At 55.5% G+C, this 21,978-nt stretch carries 22 protein-coding genes and 1 riboswitch; of the genes, 5 read left to right on the top strand and 17 right to left on the bottom strand.

Annotation, left to right across the window (positions count from 1 at the left end):
* Positions 1-7: 7 nt before the first annotated feature.
* The 5 genes from feoB to ACTID9_RS22180 form a co-directional block, all read right to left on the bottom strand.
* On the bottom strand, positions 8-1,999 hold the full coding sequence (feoB, locus tag ACTID9_RS22160) for a ferrous iron transport protein B (RefSeq protein WP_441067035.1): 1,992 nt from the start codon (positions 1,997-1,999) through the stop codon (positions 8-10).
* A 24-nt stretch (positions 2,000-2,023) separates the two neighbouring features.
* Positions 2,024-2,251, bottom strand: a complete 228-nt coding sequence (locus ACTID9_RS22165) for a FeoA family protein (protein ID WP_441067036.1) — start codon at positions 2,249-2,251, stop codon at positions 2,024-2,026.
* A 259-nt stretch (positions 2,252-2,510) separates the two neighbouring features.
* On the bottom strand, positions 2,511-3,719 hold the full coding sequence (locus ACTID9_RS22170) for a saccharopine dehydrogenase family protein (RefSeq protein WP_441072693.1): 1,209 nt from the start codon (positions 3,717-3,719) through the stop codon (positions 2,511-2,513).
* A 27-nt stretch (positions 3,720-3,746) separates the two neighbouring features.
* Entirely contained in the window at positions 3,747-4,841 is a 1,095-nt protein-coding gene (locus tag ACTID9_RS22175) for a polyamine ABC transporter substrate-binding protein (protein WP_441067037.1), read from the bottom strand.
* Positions 4,842-4,933: 92 nt separating this feature from the next.
* Positions 4,934-6,178 carry a saccharopine dehydrogenase family protein gene (locus ACTID9_RS22180; RefSeq protein WP_441067038.1) on the bottom strand — a complete coding sequence of 415 codons (1,245 nt, stop codon included), beginning with the start codon at positions 6,176-6,178 and terminating at the stop codon, positions 4,934-4,936.
* A 440-nt stretch (positions 6,179-6,618) separates the two neighbouring features.
* On the opposite strand from ACTID9_RS22180, the gene ACTID9_RS22185 reads away from it, so the two are divergent.
* Positions 6,619-8,106, top strand: coding sequence for an MDR family MFS transporter (locus ACTID9_RS22185; RefSeq protein WP_441072695.1), 1,488 nt, complete (start codon positions 6,619-6,621; stop codon positions 8,104-8,106).
* A gap of 70 nt (positions 8,107-8,176) precedes the next feature.
* Here the strand turns inward: ACTID9_RS22185 and ACTID9_RS22190 are convergent, their stop codons facing one another.
* The 7 genes from ACTID9_RS22190 to ACTID9_RS22220 form a co-directional block, all read right to left on the bottom strand.
* On the bottom strand, positions 8,177-8,800 hold the full coding sequence (locus ACTID9_RS22190; RefSeq protein ID WP_441067039.1) for a DUF3298 domain-containing protein: 624 nt from the start codon (positions 8,798-8,800) through the stop codon (positions 8,177-8,179).
* Positions 8,801-8,868: 68 nt separating this feature from the next.
* The gene (locus ACTID9_RS22195; protein ID WP_441067040.1) at positions 8,869-9,888 is read right to left on the bottom strand and encodes a thiazole biosynthesis adenylyltransferase ThiF; all 1,020 of its coding nucleotides are present in this window, start codon (positions 9,886-9,888) and stop codon (positions 8,869-8,871) included.
* Complete coding sequence (locus ACTID9_RS22200; protein WP_441067041.1) at positions 9,885-10,652, bottom strand: thiazole synthase; 768 nt, start codon at positions 10,650-10,652, stop codon at positions 9,885-9,887. The genes ACTID9_RS22195 and ACTID9_RS22200 overlap by 4 nt, the downstream gene beginning before the upstream one ends.
* Positions 10,653-10,655: 3 nt before the next feature.
* On the bottom strand, positions 10,656-10,859 hold the full coding sequence (gene thiS / locus ACTID9_RS22205) for a sulfur carrier protein ThiS (RefSeq protein ID WP_441067042.1): 204 nt from the start codon (positions 10,857-10,859) through the stop codon (positions 10,656-10,658).
* Entirely contained in the window at positions 10,856-12,004 is a 1,149-nt protein-coding gene (gene thiO / locus ACTID9_RS22210) for a glycine oxidase ThiO (RefSeq protein ID WP_441067043.1), read from the bottom strand. Before thiO ends, thiS begins: the two co-directional genes overlap by 4 nt.
* Positions 12,001-12,630: a thiamine phosphate synthase gene (locus ACTID9_RS22215; protein WP_441067044.1), complete on the bottom strand. Its 630-nt coding sequence runs from the start codon at positions 12,628-12,630 to the stop codon at positions 12,001-12,003. The genes thiO and ACTID9_RS22215 overlap by 4 nt, the downstream gene beginning before the upstream one ends.
* A 128-nt stretch (positions 12,631-12,758) precedes the next feature.
* Positions 12,759-12,864, bottom strand: a riboswitch (TPP riboswitch).
* A gap of 68 nt (positions 12,865-12,932) precedes the next feature.
* Entirely contained in the window at positions 12,933-14,207 is a 1,275-nt protein-coding gene (locus tag ACTID9_RS22220; protein WP_441067045.1) for a Glu/Leu/Phe/Val family dehydrogenase, read from the bottom strand.
* A gap of 149 nt (positions 14,208-14,356) precedes the next feature.
* On the opposite strand from ACTID9_RS22220, the gene ACTID9_RS22225 reads away from it, so the two are divergent.
* From ACTID9_RS22225 to ACTID9_RS22235, 3 genes are all read left to right on the top strand, one after another.
* The gene (locus ACTID9_RS22225; protein WP_441072697.1) at positions 14,357-15,262 is read left to right on the top strand and encodes a LysR family transcriptional regulator; all 906 of its coding nucleotides are present in this window, start codon (positions 14,357-14,359) and stop codon (positions 15,260-15,262) included.
* A 96-nt stretch (positions 15,263-15,358) separates the two neighbouring features.
* Positions 15,359-15,748: a RidA family protein gene (locus ACTID9_RS22230; protein WP_441067046.1), complete on the top strand. Its 390-nt coding sequence runs from the start codon at positions 15,359-15,361 to the stop codon at positions 15,746-15,748.
* A gap of 125 nt (positions 15,749-15,873) precedes the next feature.
* Positions 15,874-16,203, top strand: coding sequence for a hypothetical protein (locus ACTID9_RS22235; RefSeq protein WP_441067047.1), 330 nt, complete (start codon positions 15,874-15,876; stop codon positions 16,201-16,203).
* A 16-nt stretch (positions 16,204-16,219) separates the two neighbouring features.
* Here the strand turns inward: ACTID9_RS22235 and ACTID9_RS22240 are convergent, their stop codons facing one another.
* From ACTID9_RS22240 to ACTID9_RS22255, 4 genes are all read right to left on the bottom strand, one after another.
* The gene (locus ACTID9_RS22240; RefSeq protein WP_441067048.1) at positions 16,220-17,089 is read right to left on the bottom strand and encodes an alpha/beta fold hydrolase; all 870 of its coding nucleotides are present in this window, start codon (positions 17,087-17,089) and stop codon (positions 16,220-16,222) included.
* A gap of 40 nt (positions 17,090-17,129) precedes the next feature.
* Positions 17,130-17,714: a TetR/AcrR family transcriptional regulator gene (locus ACTID9_RS22245; RefSeq protein WP_441067049.1), complete on the bottom strand. Its 585-nt coding sequence runs from the start codon at positions 17,712-17,714 to the stop codon at positions 17,130-17,132.
* 177 nt (positions 17,715-17,891) lie between these two features.
* Positions 17,892-19,799 (bottom strand): PhoX family protein, encoded by a 1,908-nt coding sequence (locus tag ACTID9_RS22250; protein ID WP_441067050.1) that lies wholly within the window; start codon positions 19,797-19,799, stop codon positions 17,892-17,894.
* A 305-nt stretch (positions 19,800-20,104) separates the two neighbouring features.
* Entirely contained in the window at positions 20,105-20,353 is a 249-nt protein-coding gene (locus ACTID9_RS22255) for a hypothetical protein (RefSeq protein WP_441067051.1), read from the bottom strand.
* Between the two features lie 328 nt (positions 20,354-20,681).
* On the opposite strand from ACTID9_RS22255, the gene ACTID9_RS22260 reads away from it, so the two are divergent.
* A complete protein-coding gene (locus tag ACTID9_RS22260) occupies positions 20,682-21,029 on the top strand; it encodes a cysteine-rich CWC family protein (protein WP_441072699.1) in 348 nt (115 codons plus the stop codon).
* Here ACTID9_RS22260 and ACTID9_RS22265 read toward each other — a convergent pair.
* Positions 21,001-21,897 carry a LysR family transcriptional regulator gene (locus ACTID9_RS22265; protein ID WP_441067052.1) on the bottom strand — a complete coding sequence of 299 codons (897 nt, stop codon included), beginning with the start codon at positions 21,895-21,897 and terminating at the stop codon, positions 21,001-21,003. The two genes, ACTID9_RS22260 and ACTID9_RS22265, sit on opposite strands and share 29 nt — an antisense overlap.
* Between the last annotated feature and the right edge of the window lie 81 nt (positions 21,898-21,978).

Here is a 21,978-nt window from a genome sequence, read left to right on the forward strand (position 1 = left end):
TCGACTTTTAGTAAATGACTCGCGCCACTTCATAGACGAGCAACGCCACAACCCATGCCGCCACAAAGCTGTATACGACAGACAGAAGCGTCCACTTCCACGAACCCGTTTCTTTTTTCATGATCACGACCGTGGACACGCACGGGGTATACAGCAGCAGGAAAAACAGAAAGGAAAGCGCCGCTGCCGGGGAAAACGCGCCTTGCAGCAAGGTCATCAGCGAATTGCCGCTGTCTCCCGCCATATACGCGATGCTCATCGTCGTGACGACGACCTCTTTCGCCAAAAACCCGGTGATCAGCGATACGCCTGCCTGCCAAGTCGCAAAACCCATCGGTGCGAACAGCGGCGCGATGCTTCCGCCGATGGCCGCGAGGAAGCTCTCATTCATCGGGGCGGCGCCATGCCAGGAGTAATTGCCGAGGAACCAGATCAGCACCGACATCCCGAAAATGATCGTCCCGGCTTTGCGCACAAATCCTTTGGCTTTGTCCCACGTGTGCAATAGCAAGCTTTTGACCATCGGCGCACGATACGGCGGCAATTCCATCAGGAACAGCCCTTCCTCGGCCTTGATGAATCGCTTCAGCAAAAATGCGGTAAACACGGCCATCAAAATCCCGGTCACATAGAGGATGAACACGATTTCCGCCTGATGATTGGTAAAAAACGCCGCCACAAACAAGGAAAATACGGACAACCGCGCCGAGCAGGACATGAACGGCGCGATCAGCGCGGTGACCAGTCGTCCTTTCGGGTCTTCCAGCGTGCGCGTCGCCATGATCGCCGGCACATTGCAGCCAAACCCGAGAATCAGCGGGATGAAGGCTTTTCCGTTCAAGCCGATCGCCAGCATGAACCGGTCCATCAAAATCGCAGCGCGCGCCATATAGCCGGAGTCCTCCAAAAAGGACAGGCAGAGAAACAGGATCGCGATCTGCGGCACAAACACGAGGACAGAGCCGACACCCGCCAATATTCCGTCGGTCACCAGCTTGCTGAACCACTCCGGGCTGTCCATCAGCGCAAGCGCCTGCTGCACCCATTCCGTCAGCGTGCCGCTGAAAAACGCATCCATCACATCCGACAGCGTCGTCCCGATCCAGCTGAACGTCAGCTGGAACACCAGATACATGAAGCCGAGAAAGATCGGAATGCCCCAGATGCGGTGCAGAACCAGGCTGTCGATCCGGTCGCTCCATGTGCTGGTCACCTGTTTTTTTTGCTCCGTCACATCAGCCAGCACATGTTCGATCCACGTGTACCGCGCATTGCGGATCAATTGGTCGGCCTGCCGGTATTCATCGCGGATTCGTTCCATATCCCGATATACAGCTTGCGTCACGCGCGACTGAATCATCTGCCCCACCGATTCGTTGCGCTCCAGCCACATCGCTGCGAGCCAACGCGGGTTAAGCGCTTGCCCCAGCTGAATGCCGCTGCAATGCGGAAGCAATCGGCCGATCGCCTCCTCCACCTCGGAAGGATAGACGAGCGCAAGCCCGCTTGCAGTCGCCCGGCGTTCCGCAAGCTGTCCCAGCAACCGCTCATGGCCGCTGCCTTTGCGCGCCACCATTGGAATGACGGGGACGCCCAAACGGTCTGCAAGCTTGTTTTCATCGATCTGCAGCCCGCGCGAACGCGCCACATCCATCATATTGAGCACGACGATGCTGGGCAGGCCCATCTCCAAAAGCTGCAGCGAAAAGTACAAATTGCGCTCCAGATTGGAGGCATCGACGATATTGACGATCGTGTCCGGCGTTTCCAGCAGCAGATAGGAGATCGCCAACTTTTCCTCCAGCGATTGCGCAGATAAGCTGTAAATCCCCGGCAGATCGATCAGCACGCTCCCATCGAGCCCTTTGATCACGCCTTCTTTTTTCTCGACCGTGACACCCGGCCAGTTGCCCACTTGCTGCCGCGTGCCTGTCAGTACATTAAACAATGAGGTTTTTCCGGCATTGGGGTTGCCCGCCAATGCGATGATGGTTTTCACAACGACCAACTTCTTCCATTGAATCTAGGGTATTCTTTCGATTTCGATCCGACGCGCTTCCGACATCCGAAAGCTGATCAAATAGCCGCGCACCTGCACGACGAGCGGGTCGCCGAGCGGTGCCTTCCGCACCAGTTTCACTTCTGTTCCCGGCATCAGCCCGAGATCCATCATCCGTTTTCGCTGGGCGTCCGCCATGTCCAACGCGAGGATCCGTGCGCTTGCGCCGATGCTGCATTCACTTAACACCATCTATGTCTCGCATCCTTAGCATTCATAAATGAAAAGAATTATCATTATTACTGTCTCCTATGATAATCGCTGAGGTTTTGAATTGTCTAGGCCGCACAAAAATTTCACTTCTTGATGACGTGAAAATCGGGATCCGATTTGGATAGGATTGCCACAGACAGGAACAGGCAGGGGTTGTAAACATCCCGATAGTCCTCGACGGAAGCAGATTACCCGCACAAAAAAGCCGCCAGGAATTTCCTGACGGCTCTGGTTTTGCTTACGCTTCAATCCGTTCATACACCGGCGTCGTCTTCTTGCTCACATACCATTTCATGCCACGCGATTCCAAACGAGCGAGAAACGGGATCGGCTCGATCATTTCCGGGGGAATGCATCCCGTCTGGTTCAAAAGCCCTTCTGCCATCATGTCGATCGCGACAATCGGCGGCACCCCGGTCTGGAATACGGTGGCCTGCGTGTTCATCCGCAAGTACACTTCATCATGATTGACCATCGAGTAGACGAACAGCTCCACCAATTCGCCATCCTTCATCCCTTTGACGACCGTGCCGATGCAGGAAAAGCCGTGGATTTTGCCTGCGAGGTCCTGCGGCTTCGGCATCGAGGTGACCACGACGTGGAGCGGGATCACATCGGAGCCATCCACCTTGATCGGCTCGTCGCCATCCAGGCCGAGATAGCTCAGCACCTTCAGCGTGTTCACATAGTCGGGATGAAGCGCGTACATGAATTCGACCAGCTCGCAGCCTTTGGCGCGGCCGATCGTCTCGCCCAACGTCGCGACCTCCTCATGTTCGACGCGGTAGCAGTCGAGCCAGCCGATCGGCTCGGGAAACTCATACTCGTCCTGGCGCGTGAACGGCTTGGCATCGAACTGCATCCCTTCTTCCTTGCTCCAGTAATTCGGTTTGGCCAGGCATTCCTTGATCGCTGTCTGCGGGCTGAAATAGGCGCAAAAGCCTTCGTAGTCGACCACGGATTTGTCCCCGTCCAGCACGGTGATGCTTTTCACCGTGTCCAGCTGGTCGACGGCATAGCGGGCCGCAATGTTGGTGAAGCCCGGATCGCAGCCCAGTCCCATGATGCCGAGAATGCCCGCTTCCTTGAACCTGCCGTCCCATTCCAGCTGTTTCAACAGCCATGTCGGCGAATCGGCTGCCATATCGATATAGTTGGTTTTGGTCCGGATGCACGCTTCCATCACCGTGAAGTTGTATTGCGGGATGCCTGCGTGTACCAACACGTCGATGTCCCCAAGAATCGCAGCCACGCTATCGGTATCGCTCGCGTCCACTCGCGCCGCCACGATGTCGGCGGTTGTTTTTCCCCGCAGCTTTTGGGCCAAATGCTCGGCTGCCTGCGGCGAAATGTCAGCCACCACCAGTTTTTTCACATAAGTCGTTTTGATCGCTTCCATCGCAGCCACGTGCCCGACTGCGCCTGCTCCCACAATGGCGATATTCATCTGCAAGAGTGTGTCCCCCTTCGATTTTTATTGCTTGAATTGCGACCAGATTCTATCCAGTTCGGTGGTTGCATCACCGACATCGATAAAATACTCGCCCTTCTTCATATCCTCTTCCGGCGGATAAACGGCCGGATCATTTTTGATCGAATCATCGGTCAATTCAAGGCCTGCCGAATTGGGCAACATGTACGGAAACGCTTTTGTCAGCTCCACGCTGTTTTTGCCTTCCAGCATGAAATTGATGAACGCCTCCGCATTTTGCTTGTGCGGCGCCCCTTTTGGAATCACCAGGTTGTCGATCCACAGCTGCATGCCTTCCTTCGGATTGACCGTGACGATCGACGGGTTGTCTTTGCGGGCCAGCGCCGCCTCGGCTCCCCAGACGATCCCCGCCTTCACCTCGCCGTTGATCAGCATGTTTTTGGGACTGTCGCTGTCAAACGCCTTGATGTTCGGCTTGAGCGCAAGCAAAAAGTCGAGCGATTTTTTCAAGACTGCAGGGTCCGTATCGTTCATCGATTTCCCCTGCATTTTGTTGGCGATGCCGATCAGTGTCCGCTGGTCATCCAAAACGACCAGATTGTTGACGAACTCCGGGTCCCACAGATCCGCATAGCCTGTAATCGGCTTTTTCACCGTGTCCTTGTTGTAGGCGATGATCACGTTGCCAGCCATGTACGGAATCGAGTATTTGTTACCGGGATCGAACGCCTGATCCAAAAACGCGGGGATCAAGTTTTTGAAATTCGGAATGTTCGCCTTGTCAATCTCTTCAAGCATCCCCTGCTTACGCAAAATATCCACCGTGTAATCGCTCACCACGATCAAGTCGTAATTGCCCAAGCCGCCGGCAGAAAGCTTGGCCAACACCTCTTCATTGGACGAAAACGTGCTGAATTTGACTTTAATGCCTGTTTCTTGCTCAAAATTTTTCAGCATCGTCTCCGGCGTGAAATCCGACCAGTTGGAGAACACAACCTCGCCGCCCGCCTTTTGCCCATTCGTGGCAGCCGGCGTCTGGCTGCATGCGGCCAGCAGCAAGAGGGACAGCCCCACTGTCAGGGCGGCCCACAAGCGATGCTGCCGTTTCGATTCATGCGAACGTATCCTAACCCCCATCGTTACCCTCCTCGTCTCATGCGGAAAGTACCGGTTTCTCTCTCTTTATTTCTTCTCTGCGGGTTTCTTCGCGATCTATGTTTCAAGCCAGCTTACACAAGTGGACTTGTTTTCATCGTTACGTCCCATCTCATTCCTCTCGCTCGCAATCGTTCCAGGAATGGAACGGGATCGATCATCTCCGGCGGAATGCAGCCCGTGCGAGTCAAAAGCCCTTCGGCCATCATGTCCACGGCTACGATCGGCGGAACGCCGGTTTGCCAGACGGTCGCCTGTGAGCCGTGCTCGGCATACACCTCATCGTGGCTGATCAGGGAGTAGACGAACATCTCCACCGCCCGATCGCCCTTTGTGCCATGCACGAGGGTGCCGATGCAGGAGTGTCCGTGAATTTTCCCAGCCAAATCCGCAGGCTTGGGCATTGCGCGCACGACGAGATCAAGCGGCACCACCGATTGTCCGCCTGCCTCCACCGGCTCTTCGCTGGCCAAGCCGAGCTTTTGGATCACGCGCAGCATCGTGACGAACTCCTCGGACAGCGCGTACTTGAAATCGACATACTCGCAGCCTTTGCCGATCGACGTGCCGAGCGTGGCGACTTCCTCATGCTCGACATTGTAGCAATCGAGCCAGCCGACCGGCTCCGGAAACTGGATGCGCTCCTTGTTGGAAAGCGGCTCCCAATCGAAGCATTCGCCTGTTTGCGGCGTCCAGTAGTTCGGATTGCCGAGACACTCCTTGATCGCCGTCGCCGGACTGAAATAGGCGCAATACCCGTCGAAATCGACCGTCGATTTGTCCCCATCCAGCACGCTGATGCGTGTGACGCGGTCCATCTGGTCGGCGGCATAACGCGCCGCGATGTTGGTAAAGCCAGGATCGCAGCCCATCCCCATGATGCCGAGGATGCCTGCCTGTTTGAATCGTTCATCCCATGCCAATTGCTCCAGCTGGTAGCCGGAACCGGGGCCGTCTGCGGCCAAATCAATATAAGACGTCCCTGTCTCAAGGCACGCCTGCATCACTTGAAAATTATATTCAGGCAGACCCGCATAAACGCATACGTCCGCCGCGCCGAGAATCGCCGCCACGCTTGCGGCATCGCTCGCATCTGCTTTTACGACCTCAATCGTCGCCTTCGTTTGTTCGCGCAGCTGTTCTGCCAATCGCTCGGCAGCTGCCGGAAAAAGATCCGCCAAAACAAGATGGGTTACATACTCACGCTTGGCTGCTTCCCTCGCGCAAACTTGACCGACTCCGCCAATACCTAAAATGACCATCGCAAAACTCAGATCGTCGTCCTCCTCCACTGGAATATTGTTTTTGCTTGCTTCCAACCGTGCATCCTGCTACTGCTGCTTCCCGAATCCGTTTCAATTGAGATTCCACTTCCCTTCGCATTTTTGGCGGGTCGCCCTGCCCGGCTATGCCGCGCTCGCGCCCATATAAAGCCGTAGCAACTTCTGTACCAGCTTCACAAACGGTGATGATGCCTTTTATTGGAGCATCTCCATTCTCATTTACAATAATTGGAATCATTGAATTCCCCGGTTTCCATTGAAAGCGCTCGCTTCTCAAAAGAGAGAGGCACATTCTTGTAATTGGGAAGCAGAACAGCAAAAAATTGCCATGAATGTGCGAGAATCGGCAAGTTCGCAATTGAAAAGAAACCAATTGCTGCGATTTTGGGCTAGAATAGGAAAAGTGAACTGATGAATCACGCATATGTGGTCGCAATCATGCTGCGGCCTTGCAAGGGAGGAACACGGATTTGAGCATGCAAAATATGCAAAGCGATGCAAAGAATACAGGGGGGACGTTTGGAAGCAAAGGGAATCTGTTCGTCGTCATGGTGATGATTCTCGGCGTGTTTGTCGCCATTCTCAACGAAACGCTCCTCAATGTGGCGTTATCCAAAATCATGGGGGACATCGGCATTTCTCCCAGCACGGCACAGTGGCTGTCGACCGGTTATTTGCTGGTGATCGGCGTGCTGATTCCCGTCACCGCCTTTTTGATCCAGCGGTTCACGACGAGAGGCTTGTTCCTCTCTGCGATGGGCTTGTTTACGATCGGAACGTTCGTCGCCGCAATCTCTCCCAACTTCGGCATGCTCCTGCTCGGCAGAACGCTGCAAGCTTCGGGGACCGGGCTGCTCTTCCCGCTTTTGACCAACGTGGTGTTCGCGACAGTGGCGCTCGAAAAACGCGGTCAAGCGATGGGGACGATCGGGATCGTCATTACTTTCGCACCCGCGATCGGACCAACCTTGTCGGGTATCATCGTGGAGCATTACAGCTGGCGCGTGTTGTTTTACAGCATCCTGCCCATCGCGCTGTTCGTCATGGCCATCGCCTATGCCAAGCTGAAAAATGTGACGGAAACGTCGCGGCCGCAAGTTGATCTGCCTTCGCTTCTGCTCTCGACGCTCGGCTTCGGCGGAATCGTCTACGGGTTCAGCAGCGCGGGCGATCCGCAGGGCGGCTGGGGGAGCAGCAGCGTTCTGTTGCCGATCGCGGTCGGGGCCGTGTCGCTTGGATTGTTCATTTGGAGACAGCTTGCGATCCCGCAGCCATTGCTCGATTTGCGGACATTTACCTACCGGATCTTCCGCATGTCCACATTGATCATGATCATCGTCATGATGGCGATGTTCTCTGCCATGATGCTTCTGCCGATCTTTTTGCAAAACGCGCTTGGCTACACCCCGCTGGAAGCTGGTCTGATCATGCTCCCCGGCGGAATCGTAATGGGCATCATGTCGCCGATCACCGGACGGCTGTTTGACAAGTTCGGCGCCAGATGGCTTGCCGTCGTCGGGCTTGCGCTGATCGCCAACACGCTGTGGCAATTTGCCTCCATTACGCTTGCCACCTCGTACATCACGATCATGGTCTGGAATACGCTTTTGATGCTCGGCATCTCGATGCTGATGATGCCTGTCATGACCAACGCGTTGAATGAACTGCCTCCGCCGCTGTATCCGCACGGCACGGCGATCATCAGTACGCTCCAGCAGGTGGCGGGAGCCGTCGGGACTGCGCTTTTGGTCACCGTCATGACGACCGGCCAGAAGCAGTACCTGCAGCATCCGCAAGGCGGCGGCGAGGGTGCTCCCGTCGAGGTGCTCGCCTTGATTTCCGGGATGAAAAGCGCATTTCTGCTTGCCTTCGGACTGGTGGTTGCAGGACTGATCATCTCGTTTTTCCTGAGACGAGCGATGCCGCAGCAGCCGAAAGCGGAACCGACAGCGGAATCCGCCTAGGCGCAATGCAAAAAAACAGGCGATCTGAGCCAATCGGATCGCCTGTTTTGCTATGTTCTGACACGCTGAATCAGGAAATATCGGCAGCGAGAATCGAGATCGGGCTTGTGTCGGGAGCCATATCCGTCAGGTCATACACCGAGATCGGGAACATCGGGAATCCGACATAGCCGGGACTGATCGTATACGGCGGGAAATAAATGACGACCGACTTATCCGCCAAATAGTAATCTTGATTGGGGCCGATACCTTGAAACGGGCCGAGCAGCGGAATATTGCGCTTTTGGATCTGCGCTGCGACATTGGCGGAAATCACCTGGACATAGTTGCTGCCAGGCGTGAACAAGTCGCTTAACGCATATTGCTTGCCGGTGTTCACATGGAAGGTGAGCGATCTCATCAGCGTCACGCCGTGCGCCATATGGGGAGAAATCGCATAGTTGGTCAACGTCAGGCTCAAGAGACCCCGTTCATTCGTTTTGATTTCGTAATGCCCGATCATCTCAGGCTGCCTGGATGTCTGGTATCGGGCCTGCGCATGAATCAATTCTCTGGTTGCGCGCAAAATGTGCTCGTTGATCCGCTCCTGCACGCGTCGATTGGCAAGCCCGGTCACCTGCGGATAGTACACGGTTGTTCCCGGCGGCGAGGTGATGGACTTGGTTTGGATTCCTGTCGGCAATTGAAACGGCATAATCGTACATTCAATCCTTTCCTAGGCATGATACAGTAGCCTATTCGCCGGATTGCGGTTTGGTTAGCCTAGCCGAAAAAACGATGATACAGCGATTTCGCCTCGCTCTTGTCATGGGTCCCGTGGACCAGCGCCCGGCCGTCCTGAAACAAAACGATCCGCTGTTCACCGATCGCGCATGACAGCAGATACGGATTGGCCCGGACTTCGATTCCTTGTCGCGACAGCTGTTGGGCGATTTGCGCCAGATCGCGTACGCCGGCAGCACGCGGGCGGATTTGGACCGTATCGCGTCCACAGAGGATCGTCGTCTGCGGCTGGTTCGCTTGCCGCAAATAAGGGTACGAAGCATGTTGCCCGCAGGAAGGGCAATCCTTCCGTTTCAACGCGTTCACGTGCAAACTCGCATGTTCATTGGTCCACAGATCGAAGGAAATCAGCTTGCCGTGCAGCGATTGGTGATCGCCGACCAAAATTTTGAGCGCCTCCGCCACCTGATACGCCACGACCATTTGCACGGCAGGCGCGATGATGCCTGCCGTATCGCATGTCGGCCCGTTCAGCGGGATCTGCTCCATCAGGCATCCGAGACAGGGCGTACGCCCCGGCACGATCGTAAACGTGATGCCGTAGCTTCCGACGCACGCGCCGTAAATCCACGGCTTTCCGTATTTTTGCGCAGCGTCGTTGAGCAGCAGCCGCGTGTCGAAATTATCCGCAGCATCGACGATGAGGTCAACCCCGGCCAAAAGCGTGTGAATTTCAGCGGTTGTCACATCCATCACCAGCGCATGGACGCGCACGTCCGAGTTGAGCTGGTTCAGCCGTTTTTGGGCCGCCACGGCTTTTGGCAAACGCTTTGCAGCATCGTCTTCGCTGTACAGCTGCTGCCGCTGCAGATTGCTCCATTCGACGTAATCGCGGTCCACGATGGTCAGCGTGCCCACCCCTGCTCTGACCAGCGACTCGGCGCTCGCAGTACCCAACGCTCCTGCCCCGATGATCAGCACATGTTTTTGCCCAAGCAGGCTTTGCCCCGCTGTGCCGATCGGGGCGAAAAGCTCCTGCCGCGAGTAACGTCCCGTCACGGCCGGCTCATCCCTTCGAGGGGACTGCTTGCTGACGCATACCGCTTTTTCTCAATCCGCCCCGCTTCAAAGCCAAGGCGTCCAGCCTCGATCGCCAGCTTCATCGCAAGCGCCATCTTCACCGGGTCCCTGGCGCCGGATACCGCCGTGTTCAACAGCACGCCATCCGCCCCCAGCTCCATGGCAAGCGCCGCATCAGCCGGGGAACCGATGCCCGCATCCACGATGATCGGAACCGTCGCTTGCTCGATGATCAGGCTTATGTTGAGCGGATTGACGATGCCTTGGCCGGAGCCGATCGGCGAGGCGCCCGGCATGACCGCATGCACGCCCATTTCCTGCAGCCGTTTGGCCAGCATCACATCGTCTGAAGTATACGTCAGGACGGTGAAGCCTTCCGCAAGCAGCATCTCGGAAGCTCGCAGCGTTTCGATTGGATCGGGCAGCAGCGTCTTCCTATCGCCGATCACTTCCACCTTGATCATGTCGCAAAGCCCGGACGCTTTCGCCAACTTGGCGATGCGCACGGCTTCCTCTGCCGTTTTCGCGCCAGCCGTATTGGGCAACAGCGTGTAGCGGGAAAGATCCAGCAGATCCAGAAAATTCGGCTGTGACGGTTCAAAGATGTTCATGCGCCGGACCGCGAACGTCAAAATTTGCGCCTCCGAAACAGCGACCGCTTCCTTTTGAATTTCAAACGACGGGAACTTGCCTGTTCCCAGCAGCAAGCGCGAGGAAAATTTTTTCGTTCCGATTGTTAACATGGCTCAACCGCCTCCTACAAAATGTACGATTTCAATCCGGTCTCCGTCGGTAATCCTCGTTTCAGCCCGCGTCGCCTGATCGAGAATCGTCTGATTCAGCTCCACGATGACAACCTTTTGGCCCAGTTGAAAATGTTCGAGCAAATGCTGAATCGTCCCGATTCGGTCCGGAACCTCGCATGCTTTCCCATTGATGATCAGATTCACGTTACATCACCGTCCTTGTTTGCATGTGCTCGGCCACAAGTCTCCCGCTCCAAGCGGAACGCTTCGATGGATACGCGGGGTGTTCTCCCCAAAATGAGGCCGGCGATCGCTTCACCCGTGATGGGGCTGAGCAGCACGCCGTTGCGGTAGTGGCCTGCGGCAACATAAAGCTGTTTGCAATCCGGCACTTCGCCGATATACGGGAGCCCGTCGCGCGTCTGCGGCCGCAGGCCAGCCCAAGCCTTTTCCCATTGCGCATCGGCGATTGCCGGAACAAGCGATCGGGCTTGGGCAACCAACGCCGCGATTCCGCCGAGACTGACAGACCGGTCGAAGGACCCTTCTATCATCGTTGCCCCCACCACGATGCGGCCCGCAGCCTTTGGCACAAGATAGCAACCGTCAGCAAACACCGTCCGGGTTAGCAAAGGCGCATGCGTCGTGACGGAAAAACATTCGCCTTTTACCGGATAAACCGGCACATAGATGCCAGTCAGTGTTGCCAGCTCGTTTCCGCCCGCCCCCGTCGCCACTACCGCATGGTCGCAGCGAATTAGCCCCTCCTCCGTCTCGATGCCAGCAACCGCGCCATTTTCGCGCAAAATACGCGTTGCGGCCACATGTTCGCGAACGACCGTACCCAAGGCGGCCGCTGCTTTGGCGAACGCCAGCGAAAGTGCGGGAGCTTGGACGTGCCCGTCTTTTTTGATGTACAAACCTCCGCAAATACGGCCGGACAGATTCGGCTCCATCGTTCGTGCCGCAGCCGCGTCCAGCCACTCTGCCTGCTCGCCATACTGACGATGAATGGCAGCCAGCCGCTTAAGATGCACGGCTTGCTCCTCTGTCATCGCCACCTTCAACGTTCCGGTGGAAACCAGACCGATGTCGATTCCCGAGCATTCTTTCAGTTCACCGGCGATCGCCCGGAACATGTCTCTGCTTTTGCACGCCAGATTGAAAAGCGCTTCCGATTGCGGTTCCTCCGCTTGCGCGCCCAGCATCCCCGCCGCAGCGCTGGATGCTCCTTCGGCGAGCCTGCCTTTTTCCAGCAAAACCACCTTTTGTCCGCCTTTGGCGAGATGATAGGCAATCGAGCTGCCGATCACGCCGCCTCCGATCACGGCTGTGTCATAGCGAATCATTGGTCACGACCGCCTCCTTCTTTTAGCGTGCGGCAATACGCTTCAGCGGCATGCGCCGGATTCGCCGCACCAAGAATGCCGCTCATCACCGCGATTCCTTTTGCACCGATTGCGAACACCGATTCCGCGTTCCCAGGCGTCATGCCGCCGATGGCGATGACCGGGATGGAGACCGTGCGAACCACGTCGGCAAGCGCTGCAAGCCCCCGTCCGGCAAGCCCCGCTTTGCTTTCCGTCGCAAAAACGTGGCCGAACATGACATAATCCGCTCCGCTTGCCTCGGCGTGCCGTGCTTCCGCGACGGAATGAACCGATTGGCCGATGCGTATTCGCGGCAAAATGGCTTTGACCTGTGCTGGCTCCAGGCTATGGCCGGCGAGGTGAACGCCCCGAATCCCTGCTGCTGCCGCAACATCGGCACGGTCATTGACGTACAGTCTCTCAGGCGGCACGCCTGCTTGAAGAAGCAAGTCGATCCCGTCCAACAGCTCTCGTGCAGTCTTCATCCTTTCTCGCAGATGGATGGCGGTCACCCAGGGCCAAACGAGTGCCGCAATATCCGCGAACTCTGTCAGCGACAGCTTTCCGTTCGAAATCAGATGCAATTCCCGGTTCTCTCGATCCAAGCTGAAACCCCCTCGCGTACGTTCGAATCACGCGGCAAACGCAAAAAACCACTCTTTCCGAAGAAAAAGTGGTTGGAAATAGACGTTTTGCATGAACGCATGGGCACAACGCCGCTGCCATCATGTGAAACAGCCGTCAAACACTTCCCTCCGCTGGTCTTAACCAGATCAGGTTCAAAGGGTCCGGAAAACGACTTTTCCATCTCAGCCAGGTTGGCCCCCCTAGTGTACATCGCGTATTCGATTGCTTTTAATCATAAGCACGTTCGGGCATCATGGCAAGCATTTTCTGCGGACGCCGGTTATACCCAGCCTCTCGCACGCATCGCTTCGTGAATGCGCTTGAGGGAGATCATGTACGCCGCCGTGCGGAAGTCGGTTTGGTGCTCGCCAGCAAGCTGACTTACCGCTTGATACGATTGGATCATGATGGCGCGCAGCTTTTCATTCACTTCCTGCTCGCTCCAGTAGTAATGCATCAAGTTTTGCACCCATTCGAAATAGGAAACGGTCACCCCGCCCGCGTTTGCCAAAATATCGGGGATGACCAGCACGCCTTTTGCAAAAAGAATGCGGTCTGCCTCCGGCGTCGTCGGGCCGTTTGCCGCTTCGGCGACGATTTTCGCTTTGATCTGATGCGCATTTTGGGCGGTGATCACGTTTTCCAAGGCAGCCGGAATCAAAATATCGACATCCAGCCCCAAAATCTCCTCCGCCCGCTGCAACCGGTACTGCGCCGGGTAATCCGTGATCGCGGAACCGTCCTTCAGCCGTTTCACTTCTGCCAAATCAAGCCCTTCCGGCTGGTAAAGCGCCCCTTTGGAGTCGCTGACCGCCACGATGCGGCATCCCAGTTCAGCCAGCAGATCAGCTGCGGTCCGTCCGGCATTGCCGAAGCCCTGGATCGCGACGGTTGCGCCTTGCAGCTTTTTGCCGAGATGGTTCATCGCCTCGGCAATCGTATAGACGCAGCCTTGGGCCGTTGCCGAGCTCCGTCCCTGGGAGCCGCCGATGCTCAGCGGTTTGCCGGTGATCACACCGGGGCTGTAGGAGCCTTTCAGCCTGCTGTACGTGTCCATCATCCAGCCCATGATTTGCGGCGTCGTGTACACGTCCGGTGCAGGAATATCTTTGTCAGGCCCGATGAAATCGGCGATCGCCTCCATGAAGCCGCGGCTGATGCGCTCGATTTCGCTTTCGCTGTATTGATGCGGATCGCAAATGACGCCGCCTTTCCCGCCGCCGTACGGCAATCCGACCACGCCGCACTTGAACGACATCCACATGGACAGCGCTTTGACCTCGTCTTCGTTCACATCCGGATGAAAGCGAATCCCGCCCTTCGTCGGTCCGATCGCGTCGTTATGTTGGGAACGGAATCCTTCGAATACGCGGATTGTCCCGTCGTCGAGCTTGACTGGAAAGCTGACGGACAGCACCCGCTTCGGCTTTTTCATAATCTCGATCACATGGCGCGGCAATCCCAACCGCGCAGCCGCCTGTTCGATCTGCGACTGGACGATATGGTACGGATTCAAGCTCTCTGCACGGTTTTCCGTCTCTTGTGCAATGGTCATTCTCTTCTACTCCTTTCACTCCACAACCCCAAAAATCTGTCTCTCTTTCTGTACAACCGTATTGTAATTGTGTAGAATAATCGAAACAATATAACTATTAGATAATATTTATCGCATATTGCGATCGATTGAAGAGGGGGTGGTTTGCGATCGAACTCCGGCAGATCCAATATTTTATCGAGGTCGCCAAGCGGGAGCATATGACGGAAGCCGCACATGCCCTGCATGTCGCTCAATCCGCGATCAGCCGCCAGATTTTTAATCTGGAAACCGAGCTTGGGATCGATCTGTTTTTTCGCGATGGCCGCAACCTGAAGCTCACCCCGATCGGCAAAACGTTCCTGGGCCGAATGGAGCAGGCCATGCAAGTGATCGAAGAGGCGCGCAAAGAAGTCGAGGAGTTTCTCGATCCGGAGCGCGGTGTCATCCGCATCGGGTTTCCCAGCAGCTTGGCGGCGCATACGCTCCCTTCCGTCATCTCGGCGTTTCGCGCCAGGCATCCGCATGCTACGTTCGTTTTGCAGCAGGGCGCATATCGCTCTTTGGTCGATGCCGTGACAAAGGGCGAGATCGATCTGGCGCTTTTGGGGCCTGTTCCGACGCAGGAGAAGCAGGTGAAAGGCGAGATTCTTTTTCAGGAGCGAATCGTCGCCCTGCTCCCCTCCGATCATCCGCTCGCCCGCACGGACTCGCTGCGTCTAAGCCAGCTGCGCGATGATTCGTTTGTGCTGTTTCCGCGCGGATACGTCCTGCGCGATTTCGTGGTGAACGCGTGCCGGGAGTTGAGCTTTGAGCCGCGCGTCTCGTTCGAAGGGGAAGATATCGATGCGATCAAAGGGTTTGTGGCCGCTGGACTCGGCGTGACGCTGCTGCCTGAGTCAACGCTGTTTGACAGCATGCCGTGCACGACCGTCAAGCATGCGCTCAGCGAGCCTGCCATCAGCCGTTCGGTTGGGGTGATCACGCCGACGAATCGCCAGCTGCCGCCGACGGCACAGCTGTTTTACCGGTTTTTGCAAGGGTTTTATTCGGTGTTGAATCGTTTTGGGGAGTAGGAGAGGTGATCTTGCGGGGGTGAAACTGCAGCGTCCAATTGCACCAACTTTCCAAAAAATGCTATACTTCTGCCATTGTGAAAGGAGGCAGTAATTATGAACGTAATTCGGAAAAACCCAGAGACGGTAGCGCCTCCAGTCGGCGCCTACTCGCACATTTCCATCATGCCGCGGGATGCGGAGCTGCTCGTCTTGTCCGGGCAGGTCGGCGCAGATGCCCACGGACATATCCCGGAGTCGGTGGAAGAACAGTTTCAAAATGCCCTTGCCAATGTGAAGCGGATTTTGCAAAGCGAGGGCGTGACGCCGGAAGCGGTTTTGAAAATCAACATCTGGTTTACCGAAAAAATGGATCGCGAGCGTTTTCAGGCGATTTGGCACGACTTTCATGGCGGCAATCCGCCGTCGACGACGCTCGGCTATGTTGCCGGATTGGCTCAGCCTGCGTTGAAGGTGGAAGTGGAGGCTTGGGCGGCTCGCGGCTAATAAGTAGGGAAAACAGGCGGCTCGATGCCGCTTTTTTCTTTTGGTCAGCTCACGTGGAAAATGAAACTTCTTATGGAAATTTTCGTAAATTTGTAGCAATCACACGTTCCAAAAGGAGTGTCGCCATGCTCACGTTCGGCATCGTCTTTTTGACTCTCGCCAGCTGCTTTTTGATCGTCCCGTTTTTGTTCGATCAACAATCGCGGCGCAAATTGAAACGCTCCCTTGGGGTCGGCTGTCTCATCGCCCTGATTTGCACCCTTTTGTCGCTTGTAACAAAAAACTGGGCGATCGCTGCGTACGGCTCCGGCTATTTCGGCGCGCTTTGCCTCGGAGTGGGCGGTTTTTTGTCCAGCCGCTATTTGCGCCAATGGTGGGGGCACGCGCATTTTTTTGCCTTGATGGGGCTTCCGAACTTTTTTGTCGGCCTGATTTTTTTCTACAAGCTGTCCTAGCAGCTTGCCCGACCATTCATTCACCGCCAGCAGCATCCAAAAAAGCCAGCAGTTTCTGCGATACATCTGCCGCTCCCTTCCCCAGCCAAATCAAATGCCCCCACGAATCCAGTTCGCACAGCTGTGCACCCGGAATATGCCGATGCGCATGGCGGGCATGTTCCACAGGCACGCTTGCATCATGGACGCTGTGCATGATCAGGGTCGGGCAGCGGACTGCCGCCAAAACAGACGTGAGGTCGCCACCGGACTGCGCCAAATCAAGCAAAAAACCGTGTCCCGACCGCTGCCGGTTCACCATCCGCCGGAACCGCTCCAGATCATTTTCGTTAAAAAGCTTCATCTGCTCCCCAGCCGGACGCGTGCTGAAGGACGGGAACATGCTTTTGAGCAGGAAGCGGGGACTCAGCTTGTTCACCAGACGCATCATCCCCCAGACGCATGCTTCGGTGCGCGGCTGAAACAAAAGCCGTGCCGCCTTGTACGCTTTGTCGGCAGGCGTCAGCCACTGTCCAGCGACCGCCGATTGCAGCGCAAGGCTTTTGACCCGCTGCGGAAAACGGGAGGCAAAATGGATGCCGCTCGGTCCGCCCGCAGATATGGCGAGAAGATGCACCTGTGCAATCTGCAGATCATCCAGCAGCTGTGCGTATGCCGCGCAAGCTGTCTCGACCGTGATCCCAAGCTCTTTTGCCGTTTTGCCATACCCCGGCCTGGACGGCGTGATGATCGAGTACCCATTGCTGACAAGCTCCTGGTAGCCAAACTCCTCGTGACAATTCGAATGGCCCCCGTGCATCACCAGGATGGGCTCCCCTTGCCCGACGATGGAATATTCCATTTTGAATCCGTCTGCCGTAGTGAATTGCCGAACGATCCGTTTCATTTCACCCTCCAAAAGTGAACTTTTATTCATTATTCAGGCTTTACAAAAAAGCCCGCAGCCCCTCATACCAGAATGCTACATACTGGCGAACCATCGCTTCGCGCTCCTCACGCTGTGCATGACGCCGGATGATTTCAAAATATCCTTGCAAAAACGCAACGGCAACGGGCCAGGCAGCCTGTTCCGCGAACACGTCCCGCCCTGCTTTGGCATTGTACGCCCGCATATGGGAGATGACGTTGCCGGTCATCTGCTCGTACAGGGCATGCACCGCTTCCTCGCGCGGCGTTCCTTTGCTGCCATCGATCAAGATCAAAAGCGGCCTGCGGCACGCCTCGCTCAAATCCGTCAGCGCAAACACGATCTGCTCAAGCATCGGCTCCGATTGCTGCACTCTGGGTTCGGGGTTGCGCATCAACCGTTCCAGCTCATGGAACGCCGGTTCCACCACGGCATCGAAAAGCGCTTCCTTCCCGTCGTAGTAGCGGTACAGGTTTCCCACCGATATGCCTACCTTCTGTGCGATCCGCTTCACGGAAGAGTGCGCATATCCGTGCTGCATGAACTCTTCCTCGGCTGCGCTCAGAATCGAACGGCGCAGCTGTTCTTTCAACACTTGCACCATAAATGAACACCCTTTCATTTTTGAATCATAAAGGAACGTCGCTGCTTTTACAAGTGTTCCATAAAACTCCCCCATCAATTTGGGATGCGTTACCTGTTCACCACAAGCCCGATTGGAAAAAAAGAAAGCTCTCGCCCTCGCAGGCTTGAGCTTTCTTTTCATCATGCTTCGTTCGCCTTATTTCCCATTGCCGTTTTCCATCCCCGGAATGCCGCTGATGTACCCGATCATGCCGGAACGCTTTTTATCAAAGTTTTCGTTAATGTATTTTTCAACCTCGGCTTTCAACGGATCGGGAAGGATCATTTCATCGCCGGGATGCTGCAGGTTACTCATCACATACGTGAATCCATTTACGTTATCCACGACTTGCAAGCCGGTCGCTTCCGCACCAGACGGAACCGACAAAACGCGGGACAATTTTTTGGTATCCACGTTGTACGCCCAGACGAAGTTGTTGGCGTGCATGCCGCTGTCTTCCCCGATAAACAAGGTACGCATATCCTCGGAGTAGGAAAGGTTGTCCGGATTCGCTACTTTGTCCACGACAGCCGTATTCCCGAACTCATCGGCTTTCGGCAAGTCTTCTCCGACAACCAACGCTTTCATCGTAGCGGCTACATAATCGCTTTTAATCGAGCGCCCATTGCTGTCCTTCTGTTTGCCTTTCATAGCCAACTCATAGGTGGCGCCTGCTTTAATTTTTTGCAGGCGGATGTCGTCCTGTGGATCTTCTCCTTTGCTGTCCTTCTCCATGCCTTTTTCCAAATAGGAGATCGCCACATAGACTTTTTTGTCTTTGTTGTTAATTGTAACACCTTCCATTTTGTTGAATTCGGAGGTAGCGCCGAGGATCGCTCCGTAGCGGCGGGATTCGAGGAAGGCTGCCGCTTTTTTCATGCCCGGCTTGACCTTCAGCCATTCGATTTTGCCCGATGGATAGGTCTTGATTTTGGTGAAGCCTTCTGCATCCTTGTCGGATACTTCAAAGATGTCGCTGAACTTGATGCCTTTATCGATGTATTGCTTTACTTCCTCATCTGTCGCATGGCCGAGTTCGATCCACTTGAGATTCGCAGAACCGCCATCTTTGTCATCGGTTTGCATCCATTTCGCCGCATACAACGTGCCGCTGGACAATTTGCCTGCTTTATCCGCCACATACATGAACAGCATCGTGTTTGATCCATCATCGCCGAAGAACACCGTCTTGCGGTCAGGAGCAACCTTTCCTAATTCATGTGAAAAGCGTCCCATGCTGTAATGCTTGACGACGGAGGAGCTGCCATCCTTGTTAACCGTAATTTCAGGAATGTAGCCGTAAGCGTACGGATTTCCTTGCTTGTTTTCATCCTGGAAATAGTTTTTGGTAAAGGAGCCGACAAAGGTTTTGCTTGGGTCTGCTTCGTATTCGCGCGCATCGGCATCATATTCTTCACTGCTCAAATGGGTATTCCATGGGGTGAGCGATCCATTGCAAGGAATCCACAGCCCGTCCACGCTGGAGAAATCAACTTTCTTCAAATCGGTGGCCGTCAATTTGCCCGTCTTTTTATCCTGGTTGATCGTCGTCACGCTAACGGACGCAGGAATAATGCCATAGGCTGATTTACCGGCGTTGTCAGCCGTGATGTATTCATAATGAGTGACCAGTGTGAGCGGATTTCCACCTTTTCCAGTCGGAGCTTGCCCGTCGATTTTCATCAAGCTGTTGGAGTCGGGAGAATCGGAAACGTATGGCACTGGCTGGCCAGGAACGCTGTTATCCATGATCGGCTTGCCGTTTACATCGATGGCGACGCCAGCTTGCGTGCCATTGATCGTATCGGTCGATTTGAACAATGTTTTGTAGGAAAGCGGGAACTTTTTCGTCGTCCCATCCGCATAGGTTACTTTTGCAGAAGCAGTCGTATAAATTTTGGCCATGTCCTTGGCTGTTTTCGGCGCCTCCATGCCGATGAATTCGACGGATTTGATTTTGGCATTGCCAGACTCTGCCAGTGCTGGAGAAACAGAAGGCACAAGCAGGGCCATGCTCACAATCGGAATAAGTAGCTTTTTCGTGCGGATCGATTTATTGCTCATTCTTGAACTCTCCTCCGGAATCTGTGGAATTTTTTGATAATGAAAGGTCGTCATCACACCTGCTCCAAGCGGTGCATCACGTTGTCAATCATACAATAACAACGTTAACGGATTGTTCGGGGAAGTTTAAATTTTGGTAAAACGAGCTAATGGAGCAAGGGCTGCTCTGATAGGCAGCCCTTGCTCCATCCCTGGCTGGCGATGAATCGTACTGCTACACTTCCCTGTGACAACAAGCGTTTCCAGCGACACGTGATGGATGCAAAAAACCTCCCGCATAGACGGAAGGTTGGAAAACAAATCGTTTATCCGGAATGCGCGATCAGCGCGGGGATCAGCACGTCTTTCCCCAGCTTGATCCGGCCAGACTGCGCTTTGCCCGGCTTCTCGCGCGGCACTTGACGAAGAAACGCGACGATCTCTTTTCTGCGCAAAACGATCTGCCGAAAACCGCGCTGGAACAGCCACTGGTCAATCGTATTGTAGATGCCCTGGCGGAAATTCGCTTCAGCACGCGTCCGTACACACCCGGCCGCCGCGTGCGCTTCTTTCATTCGCTCGGTTTGGCCGACATGATGGTGCGCATGCTTGATGAACGCTTGGACGGCACCCGCGAGCGTGAGCGGCTCTCCTTTAAAATTGATTCCCTCCTTCTCCCATTCCTCATCTTTTTACCGCGAAAACAGACTGCTATTGTACACGAGCAGTGCCTGAAACAGCGCAAGGATGTCCGCAGCGTCGCTTTCGTTAGCCCTGGTCTCACTGACCCACTTGTCTTGATCGAAGCCAGGCTTGCAGTTGCTCGGCGGCCACGATCGCCGTCAACGCAAACAAGGCTGCGCTTGGCACCAATGCCTCTTCATTTACGGTGAATCTGGGGTGGTGCCACTCTTCCGTGCCACTCGTTCCCATCCAGATGAAGCTGCCCGGCACCAGCTCCTGGTAGCAGCGAAATCTTCGCCGCCGCCCGAACGGCGCGCCTCGACGATCGTAAGCCCCAGCGGTTCGGCTGCCTGGCGAAACGCGCGATCCGTCGACGCCAGCCGCTGCCCGCTTTGCGGCAATGACAACAGCTGCGGCGCACTCGCAAATGCGTCCGAATGCTGGTGCTATCACACCGGGTTTCCCAAAGAAATCTTCGAGCAAATCGCCCCTGAACAGCGCCGCAAAGCGTGCATTTGCAAAAGCTGTGTCGATGCGTTCACCGCTCCGCAGAAAACGTCTCGATGAACGCACGCGCGCTTTTGGAAAGGTGGCGGTTCCGCAGCCAGGCGATGCCGACCTCGGACTGAAAGGACGTATCGGCAATCTCCAGCAGCTTGATCTGGGCGAGCGGAAACGAGTCCATGACAGACCTGGGCATGATCGTCGCGCCGATTCCCGCCACCACGAGCGCGAGAATGATCGCCACGCTGGAGCACTCGCAGATGATCGCAGGCTCAAAGCCGAACCGCCGACACTCGTTCACGACCTTTTCATTGAGCCCGACCGTCCTGTCGCTTTTGAGCGCCATGAGCGGCACGTCCTTGATCTGGCGCATGGAGATCGCGTTCTGCTCCCCGCCCAGCTCCCACTCGCACGGGAGCACGACAACAAACGGGTCGGACGGCAGGTGGATCAGCTCGTACTGCTCCATCGGGTAGGCGGATTCAAAAGGCAGCCGCGTTACGACAAGCTCGATGTTGCGCGTCTGCAAATATTCGCCCAATGTAAAATGGTCGCCCTCCAAAATTTTGAAGGTGACGCCGGGATAACGTTCGCGGAACGCCTTGATCTTATCGGGCAGAAGCGACACGCAGGAAAACACCGATCCGATCGAAAGCGCCCCCCGTATCCCCTGATCCACCTCGCGAATCTCCGTCATCGTCTCATCCAGTTGATGCAGGATGCTTTGCGCTTTTTGCTGCAAAATAGCTCCCGCTTCCGTAAGCCTCATCTGCTTTCCATTGCGTTCAAACAAAGCGACGCCAAGCTCTTCTTCCATCAGCTTCAGCTGCCGGCTCAACGGCGGTTGCTCCATATTCAGCGCTTTGGCGGCGCGTGTAATTTGTCCCTCTTTTGCAATCGCCAAAAAATAGCGCAGCTGCCGAATGTCCATCACAGATAACCTCCTGATTGACATACCCAAAAGGTATGGGAAACAAACAATACAGATAGTATTGGTATGCCACCTTGAATG

The organism is Brevibacillus fluminis (assembly GCF_052072235.1).
GTDB classification, from domain to species: domain Bacteria; phylum Bacillota; class Bacilli; order Brevibacillales; family Brevibacillaceae; genus Brevibacillus_D; species Brevibacillus_D fluminis_A.